The organism is Micromonospora sp. M42, from assembly GCF_000568915.1.
Classification (GTDB): Bacteria; Actinomycetota; Actinomycetes; order Mycobacteriales; family Micromonosporaceae; genus Micromonospora; species Micromonospora chalcea.
Map to the genome: position 1 here is coordinate 5,582,910 of NZ_KK037233.1, position 19,473 is coordinate 5,602,382.

General features: G+C 72.4%; 16 protein-coding genes and 3 pseudogenes. 7 read left to right on the plus strand and 12 right to left on the minus strand.

The features are described from left to right. Positions 1-149: 149 nt before the first annotated feature. Positions 150-1,408: pseudogene (locus MCBG_RS25745) on the minus strand (ROK family protein). A gap of 52 nt (positions 1,409-1,460) precedes the next feature. On the opposite strand from MCBG_RS25745, the gene xylA reads away from it, so the two are divergent. The 3 genes and pseudogenes from xylA to MCBG_RS25760 all read left to right on the plus strand — a co-directional run bounded on the left by xylA (position 1,461) and on the right by MCBG_RS25760 (position 5,622). Then, positions 1,461-2,648 carry a xylose isomerase gene (gene xylA, locus MCBG_RS25750; RefSeq protein WP_043328799.1) on the plus strand — a complete coding sequence of 396 codons (1,188 nt, stop codon included), beginning with the start codon at positions 1,461-1,463 and terminating at the stop codon, positions 2,646-2,648. Between the two features lie 11 nt (positions 2,649-2,659). Continuing rightward, positions 2,660-4,082: pseudogene (gene xylB, locus MCBG_RS25755) on the plus strand (xylulokinase). 109 nt (positions 4,083-4,191) lie between these two features. Beyond that, a complete protein-coding gene (locus MCBG_RS25760) occupies positions 4,192-5,622 on the plus strand; it encodes an MFS transporter (protein ID WP_043328800.1) in 1,431 nt (476 codons plus the stop codon). Between the two features lie 58 nt (positions 5,623-5,680). Here MCBG_RS25760 and MCBG_RS25765 read toward each other — a convergent pair whose 3' ends face one another. The 5 genes from MCBG_RS25765 to MCBG_RS25785 all read right to left on the minus strand — a co-directional run bounded on the left by MCBG_RS25765 (position 5,681) and on the right by MCBG_RS25785 (position 11,924). Beyond that, positions 5,681-7,327: a glycoside hydrolase family 13 protein gene (locus MCBG_RS25765; RefSeq protein ID WP_043328802.1), complete on the minus strand. Its 1,647-nt coding sequence runs from the start codon at positions 7,325-7,327 to the stop codon at positions 5,681-5,683. A gap of 43 nt (positions 7,328-7,370) precedes the next feature. Next, positions 7,371-8,441, minus strand: coding sequence for a LacI family DNA-binding transcriptional regulator (locus MCBG_RS25770; protein ID WP_043328803.1), 1,071 nt, complete (start codon positions 8,439-8,441; stop codon positions 7,371-7,373). Between the two features lie 62 nt (positions 8,442-8,503). Beyond that, positions 8,504-9,463, minus strand: coding sequence for a carbohydrate ABC transporter permease (locus MCBG_RS25775; RefSeq protein ID WP_043328804.1), 960 nt, complete (start codon positions 9,461-9,463; stop codon positions 8,504-8,506). A 1-nt stretch (position 9,464) separates the two neighbouring features. Then, positions 9,465-10,511 (minus strand): carbohydrate ABC transporter permease, encoded by a 1,047-nt coding sequence (locus tag MCBG_RS25780; protein ID WP_030502266.1) that lies wholly within the window; start codon positions 10,509-10,511, stop codon positions 9,465-9,467. A gap of 72 nt (positions 10,512-10,583) precedes the next feature. After that, positions 10,584-11,924, minus strand: coding sequence for an ABC transporter substrate-binding protein (locus tag MCBG_RS25785; RefSeq protein WP_030502265.1), 1,341 nt, complete (start codon positions 11,922-11,924; stop codon positions 10,584-10,586). A 236-nt stretch (positions 11,925-12,160) separates the two neighbouring features. Here MCBG_RS25785 and MCBG_RS25790 point away from each other — a divergent pair, with 236 nt between their 5' ends. Next, positions 12,161-12,937, plus strand: coding sequence for a M23 family metallopeptidase (locus tag MCBG_RS25790; protein ID WP_043328805.1), 777 nt, complete (start codon positions 12,161-12,163; stop codon positions 12,935-12,937). 43 nt (positions 12,938-12,980) lie between these two features. On the opposite strand, the gene MCBG_RS25795 is transcribed toward MCBG_RS25790, so the two are convergent. The 5 genes and pseudogenes from MCBG_RS25795 to MCBG_RS25810 form a co-directional block, all read right to left on the minus strand. Beyond that, entirely contained in the window at positions 12,981-13,478 is a 498-nt protein-coding gene (locus MCBG_RS25795) for a TspO/MBR family protein (protein WP_043328806.1), read from the minus strand. Positions 13,479-13,617: 139 nt separating this feature from the next. Continuing rightward, positions 13,618-13,764, minus strand: a complete 147-nt coding sequence (locus MCBG_RS33215) for a GPGG-motif small membrane protein (RefSeq protein WP_013288160.1) — start codon at positions 13,762-13,764, stop codon at positions 13,618-13,620. Beyond that, positions 13,755-14,535 (minus strand): annotated as a pseudogene (locus tag MCBG_RS25800) (metallophosphoesterase). Before MCBG_RS25800 ends, MCBG_RS33215 begins: the two are co-directional and overlap by 10 nt. 10 nt (positions 14,536-14,545) lie before the next feature. Next, entirely contained in the window at positions 14,546-14,755 is a 210-nt protein-coding gene (locus MCBG_RS25805; protein WP_223201457.1) for a hypothetical protein, read from the minus strand. Between the two features lie 56 nt (positions 14,756-14,811). Next, positions 14,812-15,393, minus strand: a complete 582-nt coding sequence (locus tag MCBG_RS25810; RefSeq protein WP_043328811.1) for a nucleotidyltransferase — start codon at positions 15,391-15,393, stop codon at positions 14,812-14,814. Positions 15,394-15,541: 148 nt separating this feature from the next. Here MCBG_RS25810 and MCBG_RS25815 point away from each other — a divergent pair, with 148 nt between their 5' ends. After that, positions 15,542-16,273, plus strand: coding sequence for a dTMP kinase (locus MCBG_RS25815; protein ID WP_043328813.1), 732 nt, complete (start codon positions 15,542-15,544; stop codon positions 16,271-16,273). On the opposite strand, the gene MCBG_RS25820 is transcribed toward MCBG_RS25815, so the two are convergent. Further along, positions 16,258-16,935, minus strand: coding sequence for an SDR family NAD(P)-dependent oxidoreductase (locus MCBG_RS25820; protein ID WP_043328814.1), 678 nt, complete (start codon positions 16,933-16,935; stop codon positions 16,258-16,260). The two genes, MCBG_RS25815 and MCBG_RS25820, sit on opposite strands and share 16 nt — an antisense overlap. 268 nt (positions 16,936-17,203) lie before the next feature. On the opposite strand from MCBG_RS25820, the gene MCBG_RS25825 reads away from it, so the two are divergent. Continuing rightward, positions 17,204-18,118, plus strand: a complete 915-nt coding sequence (locus tag MCBG_RS25825; protein ID WP_051611377.1) for a MurR/RpiR family transcriptional regulator — start codon at positions 17,204-17,206, stop codon at positions 18,116-18,118. Next, positions 18,115-19,062, plus strand: a complete 948-nt coding sequence (locus tag MCBG_RS25830; protein ID WP_051611378.1) for an N-acetylmuramic acid 6-phosphate etherase — start codon at positions 18,115-18,117, stop codon at positions 19,060-19,062. The genes MCBG_RS25825 and MCBG_RS25830 overlap by 4 nt, the downstream gene beginning before the upstream one ends. Positions 19,063-19,473: the final 411 nt, after the last annotated feature.

The following is a 19,473-nucleotide window of genomic DNA, read 5'->3' on the forward strand; positions in this document are numbered from 1 at the left end:
GGCGCGCGGGCTGTCACCTCAGGTGGCCGGGCGCTTCGGTCAGTCGACCCCTGCGCATGCTGTCGGTGCACTCCTCGCTCGGCGGACAGGTTGCCTGGCGGCAAGCGTACCGAGCGCGGGCACGTAATGCCCGTCCAGGAACGGCCGGATCAGGCGCTGCGGGCCAGCCAGCCCACCGGCCGGTCGACGATCCGGCGGACCACCGAGCCGGCTCCGCCGACCGCTGCGGACTGCGCCCCGAGCACGGCCGGGCGTACCTCGACCGGTGCCCAGGCGGCGGTCAGCACCCGCCGGGAGATCTCCGCCACCACAGGCGGCCGCAGCCAGGGGGCGAGCGGGGCGTATCCGCCGCCGAGCACCACCGTGTCCAGGTCCAGCAGGTTCACCACGCCCGCCACGGCGACCCCGAGGGCGGCGCCGGCGTCGGCCAGGGCGGTCAGCGTGGCCGGGTCACCGGCGTCGGCCAGGTCGGCGAGCCGGGTGGCGGCGGTGTCGGCGGGCAGTTCCGCGCCGGGCAGCCCGGCGGCGGCCAGGATCGCCTCCTGGCCCGCGTACCGCTCCAGACAGCCCTGGCCGCCGCAGCGGCACGGCCGCCCCTGCGGCTGGACCGGGAAGTGACCGATCTCTCCGCTCCAGCCGCGCGCGCCCCGGTAGAGCGAGCCGTCCAGCACGATCCCGGCGCCGATGCCGATCTCGCCGGTGATGTGCAGGAAGCTGCGGGGGCCGGCCGGTCGCGCGTACAGCTCGCCGAGCGCCGCCAGGTTGGCCTCGTTGTCGACCACGAGCGGTGGCACCCCGTCGACCGGCTCGGCCAGCGAATGCCCGGCCAGCAGCGCCGGCACGTCCACGTCCCGCCAGCCGAGGTTCGGCGCGAGCCGGACCAGGCCGCCGTCGCCGACCAGGCCGGGCACGGCGAGCGCCGCGCCGGCCAGGGTCAGTCCGTCGCGTACGGCGGCGGCGCGCGCCTCGGCGGCCAGCGCGGCGAGCCGGGCGAGCGCGTCGGCGGGGGAGACCGGGCGCAGGTCGGCGCGGCGGACCAGGTGGTGCCGGACCGTGCCGGTCAGGTCGACGACGCAGGCCGCCAGGTAGTCGACGTTCACCTCCAGGCCGAGCCCGGCCGGGCGTCGGAGGCGAGCACCAGCCCCCGGGCCGGCCGGCCCGCACCGGTACGCGGCTCCGGCTCCGCCTCGGCGACCAGCCGGCCGGCGATCAGGTCGTCGACCACGGCGGAGACGGTGGCCCGGGTCAGGCCGGTGTCGGCGGCGATCCCGGCCCGCGAGGGTGGCCGGTCGGCGGCGGCGATCCGCCGGAGCACCACTGCGAGGTTCAACTCGCGCAGGCTGCCCTGCCGGACCGCCCCGGCCGTGCTGGCGCTTGTCACCTCTTGACACTGCCACATCGCCGCCATTTAATTCAACCGCTGAACAAATCGCGGACGACACCACCACTGGAGGTCTGCCATGGCACCCCGTCCCACCCCCGCGGACAAGTTCTCCTTCGGCCTCTGGACGGTGGGCTGGCCGGCCCGTGACCCGTTCGGCGACGCGACCCGTCCCGAGCTGGACGCCGTCGAGGCCGTGCACCGGCTCGCCGAGCTGGGCGCGTACGGCATCACCTTCCACGACGACGACCTGGTCCCGTTCGGCGCGGACGCCGCCACCCGCGACGCCCGGCTCAGCCGCTTCCGCAAGGCGCTCGACGAGACCGGCCTGGTCGTGCCGATGGTCACCACCAACCTGTTCAACCACCCGGTGTTCAAGGACGGCGGCTTCACCAGCAACGACCGCGACGTGCGGCGGTACGCGCTGCGCAAGGTGCTGCGCAACATCGACCTGGCCGCCGAGATGGGCGCGAAGACGTTCGTCATGTGGGGCGGCCGGGAGGGCGCCGAGTACGACGTCGCGAAGGACGTCCAGGCCGCGCTGGACCGCTACCGCGAAGCGGTCGACCTGCTCTGCGAGTACGTCGTCGACAACGGCTACGACCTGCGCTTCGCGCTGGAGCCGAAGCCGAACGAGCCCCGGGGCGACATCCTGCTGCCCACCGTCGGCCACGCGCTCGGCTTCATCTCCACCCTGGCCCGCCCGGAGATGGTCGGGCTGAACCCGGAGGTCGGGCACGAGCAGATGGCCGGGCTGAACTTCGCCCACGGCATCGCCCAGGCGCTCTGGCAGGGCAAGCTGTTCCACATCGACCTCAACGGCCAGCGCGGCATCAAGTACGACCAGGACCTGGTCTTCGGCCACGGCGACCTGCTCAACGCGTTCGCCCTGGTCGACCTGCTGGAGCACGGCGGCCCGAACGGCGGCCCGGCCTATGACGGCCCGCGCCACTTCGACTACAAGCCGTCCCGCACCGAGGACATCGCCGGCGTGTGGGCCTCCGCCGAGGCGAACATGCGCACGTACCTGCTGCTCAAGGAGCGGGCCGCGGCGTTCCGCGCCGACCCGGAGGTGGTCGAGGCGCTCGCCGCCGCCCGCGTGGCCGAGCTGGCCACGCCGACGCTGAACCCGGGTGAGGGCTACCGCGAGCTGCTCGCCGACCGCACCGCGTTCGAGGAGTTCGACCCGGAGGCCGCCGGGGCGAAGGGCTTCGGCTTCGTCCGGCTCAACCAGCTCGCCGTCGAGCACGTGCTCGGCGCGCGCTGAGGCGGGCCGCCATGCCGCTCGTCGCGGGGGTCGACTCGTCGACCCAGTCTGCAAGGTGGTGGTCCGGGACGCGGAGACCGGCGCGCTGGTCCGGCAGGGCCGCGCGCCGCACCCGCCCGGCACCGAGGTCGACCCGTACGCCTGGTGGGAGGCCCTGCGGCGGCGGTGGTCGAGGCCGGCGGCCTGGCCGACGTGGCAGCCGTCTCGGTCGGCGGCCAGCAGCACGGCATGGTCTGCCTGGACGCCTCCGGTGAGGTGGTCCGGCCGGCGCTGCTGTGGAACGACACCCGGTCCGCCGATGCGGCCCGGGACCTGGTCGAGGAGGCCGGCGGCGGGGAGACCGGCCGCCGGTTCTGGGCCGACGCGACCGGCGCGGTGCCGGTGGCCAGCTTCACCGCCACGAAGCTGCGGTGGCTGGCCCGGCACGAGCCGGACAACGCCGACCGGGTGGCCGCCGTGTGCCTGCCGCACGACTGGCTCACCTGGCGGCTCGCCGGCGCGCCCGGCCTGGACGCGCTGCGCACCGACCGGGGCGACGCCAGCGGCACCGGCTACTGGTCGCCGCGCACCGGCGAATACCGGCTGGACCTGCTGGAGCGGGCCTTCGGGCGGCGCGTGACGGTGCCGGTCGTGCTCGGCCCGGCCGAGGCGGCCGGGCACCTCGACCCGGCGGTGCTCGACGGCGACCCGGGCGCGGCGGGGCGGATCCTCCTCGGGCCGGGCACCGGGGACAACGCCGCCGCGGCGCTCGGTGTCGGCGCCGGTCCGGGCGACGTGGTCGTCTCGATCGGCACCTCCGGCACCGTCTTCGCGGTCGCGGACAACCCGGCCGCCGACCCGAGCGGCGCGGTGGCCGGGTTCGCCGACGCCACCGGCCGGTTCCTGCCGCTGGTGTGCACGCTCAACGCGGCCCGGGTGCTCGACGCCACCGCGACCCTGCTCGGCGTCGACCTCGACACGCTCGGTGAGCTGGCCCTGTCCGCGCCGCCCGGCGCCGACGGGCTGGTCCTGGTGCCGTACCTGGAGGGGGAGCGGACACCGGATCGACCGCACGCCACCGGCGAGCTGAAGGGCCTGACACTGCGCACCTCGACCCCGGCGCACCTGGCCCGGGCCGCGGTCGAGGGGATGCTCTGCGGGCTGGCCGACGGTCTCGACGCGCTGCTCGCCCAGGGCGCCCGCGCCGACCGGATCATCCTGGTCGGGGGCGGCGCCCGGTCCGCCGCGGTACGGCGGATCGCGCCGCAGGTCTTCGGCCGCCCGGTGGTGGTGCCGCCGCCCGGCGAGTACGTGGCCGACGGCGCGGCCCGGCAGGCCGCCTGGGTCGCGCTGGGTGGCGACACCCCGCCCACCTGGTCGGTCGGCGACACCGAGGAGTACACCGGCGAGGCGGTCCCCGCCATCCGCGAGCGCTACGCCCACGCCCGGGGGTAAGGAAGGGCCCCTTCTTAACGCCTGCGGTAGAGGAGGGGCCCCTTCTTAACACGCGCGTCGGCCGGGGGCGGTGTCCCGGAACCCGCCCGCACCTGATTGGCTGCCCTGCATGACGGGCACGAAGGTCTCCCGGCGCGGGAACGCGGCACACCGGTTCTACAGCGTCGTCGTCTTCGTGGTGCTCGCCTCGCTGGACAACGTGGCGATCGGCCTGGTGCCTCCGCTGTACGGGCCGATCTCCACCGCCCTCGACGTACCCCAGCGGATGCTCGGCCTGGTCACCGCCGTCAGCTTCCTGGTCAGCGCGGTGGCGGCGGTGGGCTGGGCGTACGTCGGGGACCGCACCAACCGCAAGCCGCTGCTCATGGTCGGCACGCTGCTCTGGGCCGCCGGCACCGCCGGCAGCGCGCTCGCCGGGGGGTACGCGACGTTCCTGGCCGCGCAGTTCGTCGGCGCGGTCGGGCTCGGCGCGGTGGGCTCGGTCGGCTTCTCCGTGGTCACCGACCTGATCTCGCCGCGCCGCCGCGGCCTGGTGATGAGCTTCTGGGGGCTGTCCCAGGGCGTCGGCACGCTGGCCGGGACGCTGCTCGGCGGCGTGCTCGGGGCGACCGACTGGCGGCGGCCGTTCCTGCTGCTCACCGGCGTGGGTCTGGCCGCCACGGTGGCGTACCTGTTCACCTACGACATCCGGCGCGGGCAGAGCGAACCGGAGCTGGCCGGGGCGATCGACGCCGGGAACGAGTACGACTACCGGATCAGCCGCGCCGACCTGCCCCGGATCCTGGCCCGCCGGACCAACCGCTGGCTGATCCTGCAGGGGCTGACCGCCCAGGCCGCGTTCGGCTCGCTGGTCTGGCTGCCGGTGCTGTTCAGCCAGCGGGCCGAGGCGCAGGGCTACTCGCCGGCGACGGCCGTGGTGGTGGGCAGCGTCTTCGCCACCCTGTTCCAGCTCGGCGGGGTGTTCTCGATCGTGGGCGGCCTGGTCGGCGACGCGCTGCAACGGCGTACGCCCAGCGGCCGGGCCACCGTCGCGGCCGTCGGCATCCTCGCGGCGCTGCCGTTCTACCTGGTCCTGTTCTTCGTGCCGATCCGCATCGACGTGCCCGACGGCGCCGGGGCGGGCGCGGTGGTGACGGCGGTGCTGTCCAGCGTGCTGACCGAGCCGACGGTGGGGCTGAGCCTGCTCACCGCCGTGGTGGCGCTGGCGCTGACGTCGGCGAACTCGCCGAACTGGTTCGCGCTGATCGCCGACGTCAACCCGCCCGAGCACCGGGGCACCGTCTACAGCCTGGGCAACCTCGTCAACGGCGTCGGGCGGGCGGCCGGCAACGGGCTGGTCGGGGTGGTGTTCGCCGCGCTGCGTACGGCCTTCCCGCCGCCGTTGAACTACGCGGTCGGGCTGGCCGCGTTCCAGCTCTTCTTCATCCCGACCGGGATCATGTACTGGCTGGCCGCGCGTACGTCGCCGCGGGACATAGCGCAGGTGCACGACCTGCTGCACGCCCGCGCCGACCGCCTGGAAGGAAGGGCCCCTTCTTAACGGTGAGTGTTAATAAGGGGCCCTTCCTATACCGGAGGTGTTAACAAGGGGCCCTTCCTTACACCACCCGGAACCAGACGGTGACGTCCGTCGGGACCGTGGCGTCGTCCAGCGGCGCGCTCGACACCAGCACCTGCGCGCCGGCCGGCAGCGGCGCCGGGTCGGCGCCGAAGTTCGTCAGCACGGTGAGGTCGCCGTTGGTGAACGTGAGCACCTCGTCGCCGGAGGACAGGAACCGCAGCGGGCCCCGGGCCAGCGCGTGCTCGCGGCGCAGCCGCAGCGCGGTCCGGTACAGCTCGTACGTCGACCCGGGCACGCCGCGCTGCCGGTCCAGCGCGTACTCGGCCCAGGTCGACGGCTGGGGCAGCCAGCTCGCGTCGGTCGGCCCGAAGCCGTACGACGGGGCGTCGGCCTCCCACGGGATCGGCACCCGGCAGCCGTCCCGGCCGCGCTCGGTGTGCCCGCTGCGCGCCCAGGTCGGGTCCTGGCGGGCCTCGTCGGGCAGCGTGGTGTGCTCCGGCAGCCCCAGTTCCTCGCCCTGGTAGAGGTAGGCGGAGCCGGGCAGCGCGAGCATCAGCAGGCTGGCTGCCCGGGCCCGGCGCAGACCCAGCGCGGCGTCCGGCTGCGGGTCGTCCACGCCGACGCCGTTGGCCCGGCCACCGGCGGTGCCCAGCCCCAGCCGGGAGGCGTGCCGGACCACGTCGTGGTTGGACAGGACCCAGGTGGTGGGCGCGCCGACGGAGTCGGTGGCCTCCAGCGAGCGGGTGATCACCGCGTACTGGGCCGGCGCGGTCCAGGCGGCCAGCAGGTACTCGAAGTTGAACGCCTGGTGCATCTCGTCCGGGCGCACGTACCGGGCCAGCCGCTCGGCCGGCTCCACCCACGCCTCGGCGACCAGGATCCGCTCACCGGGGTACGAGTCGAGGACCCGCCGCCACTCCCGGTAGATCTCGTGCACGCCGTCCTGGTCCCACATCGGCGGGCGCGGCTTGTCCACCTCGCTGCCGGAGAGGATCTCCTGCGGCTCCTGCCAATCGGCCAGGTCGGCCTGCTTGATCAGGCCGTGCGCCACGTCCACCCGGAAGCCGTCCACGCCCCGGTCCAGCCAGAAACGCAGCACGTCGAGGAACTCCGCGCGCACCTCCGGGTTGTCCCAGTTGAGGTCGGGCTGACCGGAGTCGAACAGGTGCAGGTACCACTGTCCGTCCGGCAGCCGCGTCCAGGCGGGGCCGCCGAAGACGCTCACCCAGTCGTTCGGCGGCTCGGCGCCGTCCGGGCCCTTGCCGTCGCGGAAGACGTAACGCTGCCGCTCCGGGCTGCCCGGGGCGGCCGCCACCGCCTCGGTGAACCAGCGGTGCGCGGACGAGGTGTGGTTGGGCACCAGGTCGACGATCACCCGTAGCCCGCGCGCCTTCGCCTCGGCGATCAGCTTGTCGGCGTCGGCGAGCGTGCCGAACAGCGGGTCGACGTCGCGGTAATCGGCCACGTCGTACCCGGCGTCGGCCTGCGGGGACGGATAGAACGGGGACAGCCAGAGCGCGTCGACTCCCAGCTCGGCGAGGTGGTCGAGCCGGGAGGTGATGCCCGGCAGGTCGCCGATGCCGTCGCCGTCGGAGTCGGCGAACGAGCGCGGGTAGACCTGGTAGATCACCGCCTCGGTCCACCAGCCGGTGCCCGGGGCCTGCTGCGTCGCGTCGGTGTTCAGCGCCTTACTCCTGTCTGGGTGGTGCGGGGACGAGCAAGTTGGTTCAGTGTGCCCGCGGCGGCGCTGTCGATTCGCGCACCACCAGGCGAGTGGGCAGGATCACCGGGGGTGGCGTCCCGTCGTCGGTGCCGGCGCCGCGCGGCGCGGGCACCAGGCCGGGGTACGGCTCGGTGGCCCGTACGCCGAGCGGGTCGAGCAGGATGCGGGCGGCGAGCAGTCCCTGGTCGGCGGCGGGCTGGGCGATCGTGGAGAGCCCGAGCACACCGGCGAGGTCGTGGTCGTCGATGCCGATCACGCTCACGTCCTGCGGCACCCGTAGCCCGGCGTCGCGCAGCGCGGTGACCGCGCCCATCGCCATCTCGTCGCAGGCGGCGAAGATGGCCGTCGGCGGTTCGCCCCGGGCCAGCAGTTCGGCGGTGGCCCGGGTACCCCCGTCGATGGTGAATCGCGACTCGACGTCGAGGCTCGGGTCGGGCCGCAGTCCGGCGGCCCGCAACGCCTCCTGGTAGCCGCGCCGCCGGTCCAGGTGCGTGGTGAAGGCCAGTTCGTCGTCCGGGTCGCCGGAGATGTGCGCGATCCGGGTGTGGCCGAGGTCGAGCAGGTGGCGGGTGGCGGTCCGGGCGGCGGCCACGTCGTCGATCCGGACGCAGGGCCACCCGGGCACCTCGCTGCCGGAGCTGATCGTCACGCCGGGCAGGTCCAGGTTCGTCAGCGCGTGCACGTCCGCCGCGCGCAGCGGGGTGGCGACCAGGATGATCGCGTCCACGCGCTTGTGCAGGCTCGCCGTGCGCAGCACCCGCTGGCGGGTCTGCTCCCGGCCGCCGAGGTTGTAGAGCAGCAGGTCGTAGCCGCTGTCCTGGAGGAACTCCTCGACCGCCTCGACCACCGTGCCGAAGAACCACCTGGTGATCCGGGGCACCACCACCGCGACCGTGCCGGTCCGGCCGCCGGCCAGCCGGCTGGCGCTCGGGGACACCGCGTACTGGAGCTGCTCGGCGGCGGCGAGCACCCGGCGCCGGGTCGCGGCCGAGACCGTCGGCAGGCCCCGCAGCGCCCGGGAGACGGTGGCCGTGGAGACCCCGGCCAGCCGGGCGACGTCGTCAATTCTGGTCATCGTGTGGGCTCCCCGCCGTGACCCGGGCCCCGCCGCCGGCCGTGCCGGCGGCGGGGCGCGGATCAACCCTTGACGCTGCCGGCGAGCAGGCCTCGCACGAAGAAGCGCTGGAGGGACAGGAACACGATCAGCGGTACGACGATCGACACGAACGCGCCGGCCGTCAGCCGCTGCCACTCGTTGCCCCGGGTGCCGGCCAGTTCCGCGAGCCGGACCGTCAGCGGGGCGGTCTCGTCGCCGCCACCGGCGAAGATCAGCGCGACCAGCAGGTCGTTCCAGACCCAGAGGAATTGGAAGATGCCGAACGCCGCCAGCGCGGGCATGATCAGCGGCAGCACGATGGTGCGGAAGATCTTCGGGTGGGTGGCCCCGTCGACCCGGGCCGCCTCCATCAGGTCGCCGGGAAGCTGCGAGATGAAGTTGTGCAGCAGGAACACGGCGAACGGAAGCGCGAAACAGGTGTGCGCGAACCACACCTGGGCGAACTTCTGCTCGTCGACCAGGTCCCACGCGGGCAGGATCTGCACCCCGGCGATCGTGACGCCGGTGGAGAAGAACCGCAGTAGCGGCACCAGGGCCATCTGCAGCGGCACGATCTGCAGTGCGAAGATGCCGATGTAGACCCAGTCCCGCCCCTTGAAGTTCATCCATGCCAGCGCGTACGCCGCGAGCGACGCGAACGCGAGCGGGAAGAGCACCGAGGGGATGGTGATCGCCAGCGAGTTGATGAAGTAGCTGGCCAGCTGCCCGGACGAGCCGGAGCTGAACAGCACCTCCTGGTAGTTCTCCAGCGTGATCTGCGGGTCGCTGAAGAACGTCCACCACCCGGTGGTCTTGATCTCGTTCTCCGGCCGGAGCGAGGAGATGAACAGGCCGAAGGTCGGGATCGTCCAGAGCATCGCGATCACGACCGACACGAGCGTGGCGGTACGGCTGTTCAGACGCTTGCGCACCCGGGCGCCCCGGGTGGCCGGTTCGGTGGCCTGGGCGCCGACTCCGACGGTGGGCGTGGTGGTGGTCATCTCAGCCCTCCCGCTGCTTGCGCAGGTTGCGGATCTGGTAGATCACGATCGGGATCACCAGGACGAACAGGAACACCGCCAGCGCCGAGCCCTGCCCGTTCTCCTGGTAGCGGAACGCCTGGTTGTACATCTCGGTGGCGATCACGTTCGTGTCGTAGTTGCCGTTGGTGGCGGTGCGGACGATGTCGAAGACCTTGAGCGTGGCGATGGAGATCGTCACCACCACGACGATCAGCGCCGGCCGGATGCTCGGAATGGTGATCCGCCAGAACATCTGCCACGCGGTGGTGCCGTCGAGCCGGGCCGCCTCGACGATGTCGGCCGGGATGGCCTTGATCGCGGCGGAGAGCACCACCATGGCGAAACCGGCCTGGATCCACACCATGATCACGATGAGCAGGAACGTGTTCAGCGGCGAGTCCAGCAGCCACTGCTTCGGTTCTCCGCCGAGGCTCACCACGATCTGGTTGAGCAGGCCGATCTGGTCGCCCTCGCCCCGGTAGGCGTAGACGAAGCGCCAGATGATGGAGGCGCCGACGAACGAGATCGCCATCGGCAGGAAGATCAGGGACTTGGCGACCGCCTCGAACCGTGCCTTGTCCACCAGGACCGCGTAGATCAGGCCGAACGCGGTGGCCACCAGCGGCACCAGCAGCACCCAGATCAGCGTGTTGACCAGGACCCGGACGATCGAGTCCTCGGCGAACATCCAGCGGTAGTTGTCCAGTCCCACCCAGTTGCTGCTGCTGGAGTCCATGAAGGAGAGCAGCGTGGTGCGGATGGCCGGCACCACCAGTCCGACGGCGAGCAGCAGCAGCGTCGGCAACAGGAAGAAGAACGCGAACGCGCCCTCGCGCTGCTTGGGCCGGCGGGGCAGCGGCGTGCCGCTCACCGAGGCGGCGACCAGTTGCGCCTCCCGGCGCCGGGCGAAGTACGACGGCACCACGTCGAGGAGCAGGAGCAGTCCCCCCACCACCGCGACGAAGGCGATCAGCCCGTACATCAGCATGAGGAACTTCGGCTGCTCCGCCGCGAAGTCGAACTCCATCGACCCTCCTTCAAGGGTTCGGCTAGCAGAGGTGGCCCGGTCCGGGGGAACCGGACCGGGCCACCTGCTAGATCACTTCCAGCTGCCCTCGATGTCGTTCAGGACGGAGTTGGTGTCCTTGCCGTTGATCCAGGCCACCATGCCCTTCCAGAAGGTGCCGGCGCCGACCGCGGCCGGCATCAGGTCCGAGCCGTCGAAGCGGAAGACCGTCTTCTCGTCCTGGAGGATGCCCACGGAGAGCTTGTCCACCGGGTTCGGCACGTTGTTGATGTCCAGCTTCTTGTTCGCGGACACCCAGTCACCGATCTTGGCGCGGCTGTTGGCGTACTCGCCGGAGGCCAGGTAGGTCTGCACCGCCTGGACCTCGGGACGGTCGGCGAACGCGCCGACGAACTCGCCGCCGCCCAGCACCGGCTTGCCCTTGGCCGGGTCGATGGCCGGGAAGTAGAACGCGAAGACGTCGCCGTCCTCGGCCACCTTGGTGCCCTCGGGCCACTGGTTGGCGTAGAAGGACGCCTGGCGGTGCATCGCGCACTTGCCGGTGGTGATCGGCGTGCCGCCCTCCTGGAAGGCGGTGGTGGAGATGCTCTTGACGCCGCCGAAGCCGCCGTTCATGTACTTCTCGTTCTTCAGGATGGTGCCGGCCCGGTTGAGCGCGTCAGCCACCTGCGGGTCGTTGAACGGGATCTGGTGGGTGGTCCACTTGTCGTAGACCTCCGGGCCACCGGTACGCAGCAGCACGTCCTCGATCCAGTCGGTGGCCGGCCAGCCGGTGGCGTCACCGGACTCGATGCCGGCGCACCACGGCTTGGTGCCGCTGGCCGCGATCTGGTCGGAGAGCTTGATCAGGTCGTCCCACGTGGTGGGGACGGTCCAGCCCTTGTCCTTGAAGGTCTTCGGCGAGTACCACACGAAGGACTTCACGTTCGAGCCGAGCGGGGCGCCGTAGAGCTGGCCGTTGACGGTGCTGTACTTCAGCCAGTCGGGGGAGTAGTTCTGCTCGGCCATCGCCTTGGTGTCGGCGCCGACCGGCTTGAGCTTGCCCGAGTCGACGAAGCGCTTCAGCAGGCCCGGCTGCGGGATGAAGGCGAGGTCGGGGGCGTTGCCGCCGTCGACCCGGACCGGGAGCTGCGCCTCGAACTCGGCGTTGCCCTCGTGGTCGATCTCGATGCCGGTGCAGTCCTCGAACTGCTTCCAGGACTCGTTGAGGCGGTCGGCCTCGATCTCCCGGATGGAGGAGTAGATGGTCACCTTCTTGCCGTCGTGACCTTCGTACTTCTCGTATGCGGCGCATTCGGCCGATCCGGCCTTGTCGCTCTTCTTGTCATCGCCGGTGCCGCAGGCGGCGACACCGAGCGCCAGCCCCAGGACGCCGGCGACCGCGAGCGTCTGGCGCGATCTGGCAAACGCCATGCCGATCTCCTTCCTTGCCGGCGCGTGGGGGGATCGAACCCGCGCCGGTCCGATGGTCGTCCTCACATGTAAGCGCTTGCATCGTGTCGGGTCCACCCCTGGCCGGACACGGCCCGGTAACAATCCCGAAACCCTGGCCAGGGGCTTGGGTGCGCTCCCACGAATCTTCCCGGGAACGGAACTTTCTGTCAGGATGTCCGCATCACATTGAAGACTTTCAACATTGGAGGCAGTGGATGCGTAAGCGATGGCTCGCCCTCGGGGCGAGCGCGACGGTCCTGGCGGCGACCCTCGTGCCGGCCGCGCCGGCGATGGCCGCGCCGACGTTCAAGGTCCCGTTCCCCTGCAACCAGTCCTGGTCCGGTCAGACCCGGACCAACCACAGCCCGGCGAACGCCATCGACTTCAACCGCACCGACGACGCCGGCGACCCGGTCGTCGCCAGCGCGCCTGGCACCGTCGACGTGGTCACCAACCTCGGCGACACCAGCTACGGCAAGTACGTCCGGATCAACCACGGCGGCGGCCACACCACCTACTACGCCCACCTGAGCGCCTTCAACGTCTCCGTCGGGCAGACCGTCGGCTACGGCCGGGTGATCGGGTACGTCGGCACGACCGGCGGCTCCACCGGCCCGCACCTGCACTACGAGCAGCGCATCGACGGCAGCTCGGTGAAGATCAAGTTCAACGGCGTCCAGGCGCTCTACTGGGGCACCAAGACCTACACCAGCGACAACGGCTGCGGCGGGACGAACACCGGCCAGGGCACCGTGAACACGGCCGGCTCCCCGCTGACGGTCCGCTCCGGCCCCGGCACCGGCTACAGCTCGGTCGGCACGGTCGCCGACGGGGCGAAGGTGACCATCCAGTGCCAGACCAGCGGCACCAGCGTCAGCGGCACCTACGGCACCAGCTCGATCTGGGACCGGATCGGCTCCGGCCGGTTCATCTCCGACGCCTACGTCTACACCGGCTACGACGGCTACATCCCCGGCGTACCCCGCTGCTGAGCCCGGCGGGCGCGGGGGCGACCGGCCCTCGCGCCCGTACCGGTCAGGAGTTCAGCCGCCACACCGCGAAGTTCAGCGCGGACGCGAACGTCACCCACGCCCAGTACGGCAGCATCAGCAGCGTGGCCGGCCGGGAGACGCGCCGGAACAGGACCACGGTCACGCCGATCGCCAGCCACATCAGCACGATCTCGGCGAACGCCAGCCCGTACGCCCCGGCGCCGAAGAACAGCGGGGTCCAGATCGCGTTCAGCACGAGCTGCACCACCCAGGCCCAGAGCGCGGGGCCGAACCCGGCCCGGCGCCAGACCAGCCAGCCGGCGATCGCGATCAGCGCGTAGAGGACCGTCCAGACCGGGCCGAACAGCCACGACGGCGGCGCCCACGCGGGTTGCTCCAGGCTCTGGTACTCGGCGGAGGTGCCCTGCACACCCAGCCCGCCGATCGCGGCCGCGGCGAAGGTGGCGGCGCCGAAACCGAGCAGCGCCCACCACTTCCGGGCGCCGGTGGTGCGCCGGGTGACACTCTGCGACGTCTCCATGGTCGAGATGTTTCCGCTCGACCGGCCCGGCAAACGCCGGCCCGGACGCGGAAAAGCCGGAGTCACCCGGCCCGGGTGTTCCGGTCCGGCAGGACGGAACACCCGGGCCCGGCGACCCCGGCGGGTACGAGAACCGCTGTTACGTGTTGAAGATGCTGACGCCACCCGGGCCGACCAGGAGGCCGACGACGATGAGGACGATGCCCCAGAGGATCTGCCGGCGGAACAGGGCGAGAATTCCGGCGACCACCAGTACGACTGCGAGAATCCAGAGAATCAGCTCCATGTCGGCTGAATACCCGTGCGCCCGATCCCGGAAACCTCCCGGTCAGTCGAGCTGGTCACCGCCCAGGTGGAAGACGCTGTACGCCTGCTTGATCACCGGGTGCGCCACGTTGCGCACCCGCACCCCGCCCGGCGTGGTGCCGCGCTCGGTGCCGTGGTGGGCGTGCCCGTGCAGCGCCAGCGCGGTGGGCGCGGCGTCGATCGCCTGCCCGAGCTGGTAGCAGCCGAGGAACGGGTAGATCTCCAGCGGCTCGCCGGCGAGCGTGTCCGGCACGGGGGAGTAGTGGGTGAGCGCGACGAGCGCGTCGCAGTCCAGCGAGAGCAGCGCGTCGGCGAGTGCGTCGGCGCTCTCCCGGGTGGTCCGTACGAACGCCTTCATCTCCGGCTCGCCGAAGTCGCTGGCGCAGCGCCCGGCGAACCCGCCGCCGAACCCCTTGACGCCGGCCACCCCGAGCCGCCCGCCCGGCGTGTCCACCACGACGCCGGTGCCCTCCAGCACCGTGATCCCGGCGTCCTCCAGCACCTTCACCACCTGCGGCACCTGGTCGCACTGGTGGTCGTGGTTGCCGAGCACGGTGATCACCGGTACGCCGAGGTCGCCGAACTCCCGGGCCACGCAGCGCGCCTCGGCCTCGGTGCCGTGCCGGGTCAGGTCACCGGCGAGCAGCAGCGCGTCGGCGGAGCCGGGCAGCTCCTCCAGCGCCGGACGGAACCGGCCCACCACGTCCTCGTCCAGATGCACGTCGCCGACGGCGGCGATCCGGATCACCATCGAACCTCCCTCACGGCAGCTCCTCGATCTGGGTGGGCGCCTGCGTGCGGATCACCCCGATGTCGCTCGTCACGTGGGTGTCCGGGAAGCGCTCGGCCACCCGGCGCAGGATCTCCTCCCGCCGGTGCGGGCTCTCCACCTCGCCGTAGAGCACCAGCCCGTTCTCCCGCCGCACCACGGTGATGCCCTGCTCGGCCACCGTCGGGTCCTCGGCCAGCATGCTCTGGATCTCCGCCTCGACGTACTCGTCGGGGGGAACGTCGCCGGACAGTCCGGTCACAGGGTCTCCCTTCCGCCGGGCGCGCCGCCGGGCAGCACGTCCAGCCGGTCGAGCAGCACCAGGAACGCCTCCGCGTACGGCGAGTGCTGCGTCTCCTTCCGTACCCGTTCCCAGTCGATCTGTTCCCGCAGCGAGCGGGCCAGCGGCAGGGCGCGGGCGAAGTCGCAGTAGTGCTGCGAGAAGCTCAACAGCTTGTGCACCATGAGCTGGCTGGCCGAGAGCACCGGCATGTGGATGGCGTCGACCGGGCGCACGATCGTGTCGGCGAACGTCTCCTCGGTCACCGGCGTCTCCACCGGCCGGTGGATCAGGTCCACCATCCGGTCCTCGTCGTAGACCTTGACCAGCCAGTCCTCCGGCGGGCGCTCGGCGGTGAAGCCGGCCTCGACGAGCGCCTCCAGCGCCCGGTCGACGTCCGCCTCGCGGAGCAGGAAGTCCACGTCGTGGTCGCTGGAGTGGCCGCCGTGCGCGTACACCGCGAAGCTGCCACCCAGCGCGAACGGGATCTCGGACTGTTTGAGCACGGCGGCGACCTTCTTCAGCGTGTGCACCAGGGTCTCGTCCCCGCGCTCGGCCATCTGCGGCTCCCTCGTCGTCATGGGCGGTGGGATCACGATGCGTACCCGGCGGACGCTCCGGTCACACCTGTTGCGGCGCGATCGGCCCGCCAGGGCAGGAAAGCGACATACAGGCCGGTGTGGGCGTCGGTCGGATAACCTCGGGAGGGTGGCCAGCTCACTGCGGACGCGGCGGGGCAGGGCCCGACTGCGTGCCGTCGCCCTGATCGGCATCGACGGCTCAGGCAAGACCACCCAGGCGCACCGGCTCGCCCAGGCCCTCACCGCCGCCGGCCACCCCGCGACGTACCACCGCAACGCCGGTGGCCGCCGCTGGCTCGGCCGCGTCGCCCAACGGATCGGCCGTCCGGACGCGCAGCGGCTCGTCGGGCGTGACGGCCTGCTCGTGGTCGAGTCGGCGCTGCGCTGGCTGGCCATCGCGCTCGCGCTGCTGAGCTGCCTGGTCACCGGCCGCACCGCGGTGATGGACCGCTGGTCGTACTGCCAGTACGCGAGCATCCGGGCGCACGGCGGGCAGCGGTGGGAGCGGCTGGTCCGGGCCGGCTACCGGGTCTTCCCGGCGCCCGCTGTCACGTTCCTGCTCACCGTCGACCCGGCCGAGGCGTACCGCCGGATCGAGCGGCGCGGCACCGACCACGAGAGCATGGCCTGGCTGACCGACGCGGACACCGCCTACCGGAGGCTGCCGGAGTACGGCGGCTTCGTGGTGGTGGACGGCAACGGCCCACCGGAGGAGGTGGCCCGCCGGATCCGGGCGCACCTGAGCGAGTGGCTGCCCGACGATCCGTCCGCCGGTCCCGGCCCGGCTCCGGGCGGCCCTCCACGTCCGGCCGGCGGGGCGGGCCGCGACGGCCCGGTGCCGGTTCAGGCCCGGCCGTAGACCGGGATGCCGGCGCCGCTCGTGGGCGCCGACTCGGGGGAGGCCAGGAACCGGATCACGCCGGCGATCTGCGCCGGAGGCACCCAGCGCCGGTGGTCGGCGTCGGGCTGGGCGGCCCGGTTGGCCGGGGTGTCGATGACGCTCGGCAGCACCGTGTTGCACCGCACCCCGCGCTGGCGGTACTCGACCGCGACCGCGTCGGCGAACGCCCGCACCGCGGCCTTGGCGGTGACGTAGCCCGAGGCGCCCGGGAACGGCGACACCGCCGCCCGCGCGGAGACGCAGACCACGGCGCCGTCACCGGTCGCCACGAGGTGCGGCAGTGCCGCCCGGGTCACCAGGTAGGTCGGGCGCAGGTTGAGCCGCAGCATCCGCTCGAACTCCTCGACCGGGGTCTCGTGCACCAGGCCGCCCGCGGCGTACCCGCCGACCAGGTTGACCACCGCGCGCAGTGGCGCGGCCGGCTCGGCGGTCGCGACCTCGACCGCCCGCGCGGCCCCCTCGGGGGTCAGCAGGTCGGCCACGACCCGGACCGGGCCGTCGTCCGTCCCGGCCTCCCGCTGGGGTACGACCACCCGCCAGCCTGCGTCGAGGAAGGCGGCGGTGACCGCGCCGCCCAGCCCACCCGTGCCTCCGGTGACCAGCACCGTGCGTTCCGTCATGGACACACACGCTAGTCAACCGTCGTGCCGACCGACCGGTGACCCGCACGGGCCGTCCGGACCGTCCGGCCGAGGCCGACCAGGCAGGCCCTGCCGCGCGACGGCGGACCGGCACGTCGGGCGGCAGGAGTGACTCGACCGGACCGGTTGAGGCGGTGGGGCTGCGACAATGGGATCCTTGGCCCGGGGGCGGGCACGGAAGACGGTAAATTTCCCGATACGCGGTGTCATGGTTGACGCTCACGCGCTCTGAAAGTAAGTTTCATCCGTGGCGAAGAGTCCGAAGATTTCTGCGAGTCACGAGCCCGGTGGACTGATCGTCCACATCAGCGGCCTGCTGCCCTCGCTGTCCCCGGCCGAACAGCGGGTGGCCCGGCTGGTCGTCGCCGATCCGGCGGACGCGGCCCGGCGCACGATCACCGACCTCGCCACCGCCGCCGAGACGTCCGAGGCGACAGTGATCCGCTTCTGCCGCTCGGTCGGCATGGACGGCTACCCCCAGTTGCGCATCCGCCTCGCCGCCGAGGCCGCCCGCCGGGTCGAGCCGCCGGACGCGCGGGTGGTCGGTGGCGACATCCCGCCGGGCGCGGACCTGGCCCAGATCATCGCCACCATCGCCTTCAACGACGCCCGAGCCGTCGAGGAGACCGCCGAGCAGCTCGACCCGGCCGTCTGCGAACAGGTGGTCGAGGCGATCGGCGCGGCCGGCCGGATCGACGTCTACGGCGCGGGCGCCAGCGGCTTCGTCGCCTCCGACTTCCAGCAGAAGCTGCACCGCATCGGCCGCATCGCGTTCTACTTCCCGGACGTGCACACCGCGCTCACCTCCGCCGCCCTGCTCGGGCGCGGCGACGTCGCGGTCGGCATCTCGCACACCGGCACCACGTCCGACGTCATCGAGGTGCTGGAGCAGGCGCGGGCCCGGGGAGCCACCACCGTGGCGCTCACCAACTTCCCGCGCTCGCCGATCACCGAGGTCGCCGACCACGTGCTCACCACAGCCGCCCGGGAGACGACCTACCGCTCCGGCGCGACGGCCAGCCGGCTGGCCCAGCTCACAGTCGTCGACTGCCTCTTCGTCGGGGTGGCCGCGCGCAGCCGGGCCCGGACCAAGAAGGCGCTCGAAGCCACGGCCGAGGCGGTCCAGTCGCACCGGGTCGGTCCCGGGCGGAGGCGGGGATGACGGCGGGCCGGGCGGAGCGCGACGGCGTGGCGGCGATCCGGCCGGTGGTGCGTGTCGGCGCGCCGACCGAGCGGCGCAACCCGCACAGCTTCGACCTCGACCTGATGTCCACCCGGGACGTGCTCACCGTGATCAACGAGGCGGACCGGCGGGTGCCGGCCGCCGTCGCCGCGGTGCTGGACGAGATCGCCGAGACCGTCGACCTCGCGGTGGCCGCGCTGCGCGACGGACACCGCGTGCACTACTTCGGCGCCGGCACCTCCGGCCGCCTGGGCGTGCTGGACGCGGCCGAGCTGGCCCCCACGTTCAACTCGCCCCGGCACTGGTTCTGCTCGCACCTCGCCGGTGGCCCGGACGCCATGTGGCGTGCGGTCGAGGACGCCGAGGACGACGAGCGCGGCGGCGCCGCCGAGGCCGCCGAGTGCGTGCGCCCGGGCGACCTGGTGGTCGGCCTGGCGGCCAGCGGACGCACCCCGTACGTCCTCGGGGCGCTCGCCGCGTCCCGGGAGCGGGGGGCCGCTACGGTGCTGCTCTGCGCGAATCCGGAGGCCCCGGCCGCCGCGTCGGTGGACGTCTTCATCGGCGTGGACACCGGGCCGGAGGTGGTCACCGGGTCGACCCGGATGAAGGCCGGCACCGCGCAGAAGCTGGTGCTCAACACGTTCTCCACGGCTGTCATGGTGCGTCTGGGCCGTGTCTACTCGAACCTGATGATCGACATGGTGGCCACCAACGCCAAACTGCGCGGTCGCATGATCTCGATCCTCGTGGAGGCCACCGGTTGCGCCGAGGAGGTCTGCCGGGTCGCGCTGCGGGAGGCCGACGGCGACCTCAAGACCGCGCTCGTCGCGCTGGTCTCCGGCGCGGAGGTGCCGGCCGCCCGGGCCGCGCTGGCCCGCTCCGCCCACCAGGTACGCGGCGCGCTCGCCCTGCTCGCCTCCTGACCGCCCCCGCTCACCCCTTCTCCCGGCGATCCACCCGCCCGGCGCATCCGTCCGGCGGGTGCGACACGTATCACGTGCGGGAGGGGGACGTTCCCGCCCGTACGGATTGTTCAACGAGGCGGAGGGTAATCCTGAGCGTGGCTGAACCGACCGGTCCACGAGCGCGTATCTCGCAGTGACCAGGATCGCAACGACCCGGTGACGCGGCTCGCTGTGTTCATGGAACAGGCAATGGTGCCATTCCATGGGCGAATAGCGATTCAGCAGCTCCGGCGGGCTCCAAAAGCCGTGTCCGGAAGCCGTCCGAACCGGGCCGGTAACAGGAAACATGGACCGGGCTCTCAGCTAGTACTCAGGCATTCGTGACAGTTTCGACTCACGACATGGAATCCCCGAAGCGTCACATCTGTT

Excerpts from the sequence above, each read along its gene's own strand:
- xylA (WP_043328799.1), top strand. The coding sequence starts at position 1,461 with ATGGCACCCCGTCCCACCCCCGCGGACAAGTTCTCCTTCGGCCTCTGG.
- MCBG_RS25760 (WP_043328800.1), top strand. The coding sequence starts at position 4,192 with ATGACGGGCACGAAGGTCTCCCGGCGCGGGAACGCGGCACACCGGTTC.
- MCBG_RS25770 (WP_043328803.1), bottom strand. The coding sequence starts at position 8,441 with ATGACCAGAATTGACGACGTCGCCCGGCTGGCCGGGGTCTCCACGGCC.
- MCBG_RS25775 (WP_043328804.1), bottom strand. The coding sequence starts at position 9,463 with ATGACCACCACCACGCCCACCGTCGGAGTCGGCGCCCAGGCCACCGAA.
- MCBG_RS25780 (WP_030502266.1), bottom strand. The coding sequence starts at position 10,511 with ATGGAGTTCGACTTCGCGGCGGAGCAGCCGAAGTTCCTCATGCTGATG.
- MCBG_RS25785 (WP_030502265.1), bottom strand. The coding sequence starts at position 11,924 with ATGGCGTTTGCCAGATCGCGCCAGACGCTCGCGGTCGCCGGCGTCCTG.
- MCBG_RS25790 (WP_043328805.1), top strand. The coding sequence starts at position 12,161 with ATGCGTAAGCGATGGCTCGCCCTCGGGGCGAGCGCGACGGTCCTGGCG.
- MCBG_RS25795 (WP_043328806.1), bottom strand. The coding sequence starts at position 13,478 with ATGGAGACGTCGCAGAGTGTCACCCGGCGCACCACCGGCGCCCGGAAG.
- MCBG_RS33215 (WP_013288160.1), bottom strand. The coding sequence starts at position 13,764 with ATGGAGCTGATTCTCTGGATTCTCGCAGTCGTACTGGTGGTCGCCGGA.
- MCBG_RS25805 (WP_223201457.1), bottom strand. The coding sequence starts at position 14,755 with ATGCTGGCCGAGGACCCGACGGTGGCCGAGCAGGGCATCACCGTGGTG.
- MCBG_RS25810 (WP_043328811.1), bottom strand. The coding sequence starts at position 15,393 with ATGGCCGAGCGCGGGGACGAGACCCTGGTGCACACGCTGAAGAAGGTC.
- MCBG_RS25820 (WP_043328814.1), bottom strand. The coding sequence starts at position 16,935 with ATGACGGAACGCACGGTGCTGGTCACCGGAGGCACGGGTGGGCTGGGC.
- MCBG_RS25830 (WP_051611378.1), top strand. The coding sequence starts at position 18,115 with ATGACGGCGGGCCGGGCGGAGCGCGACGGCGTGGCGGCGATCCGGCCG.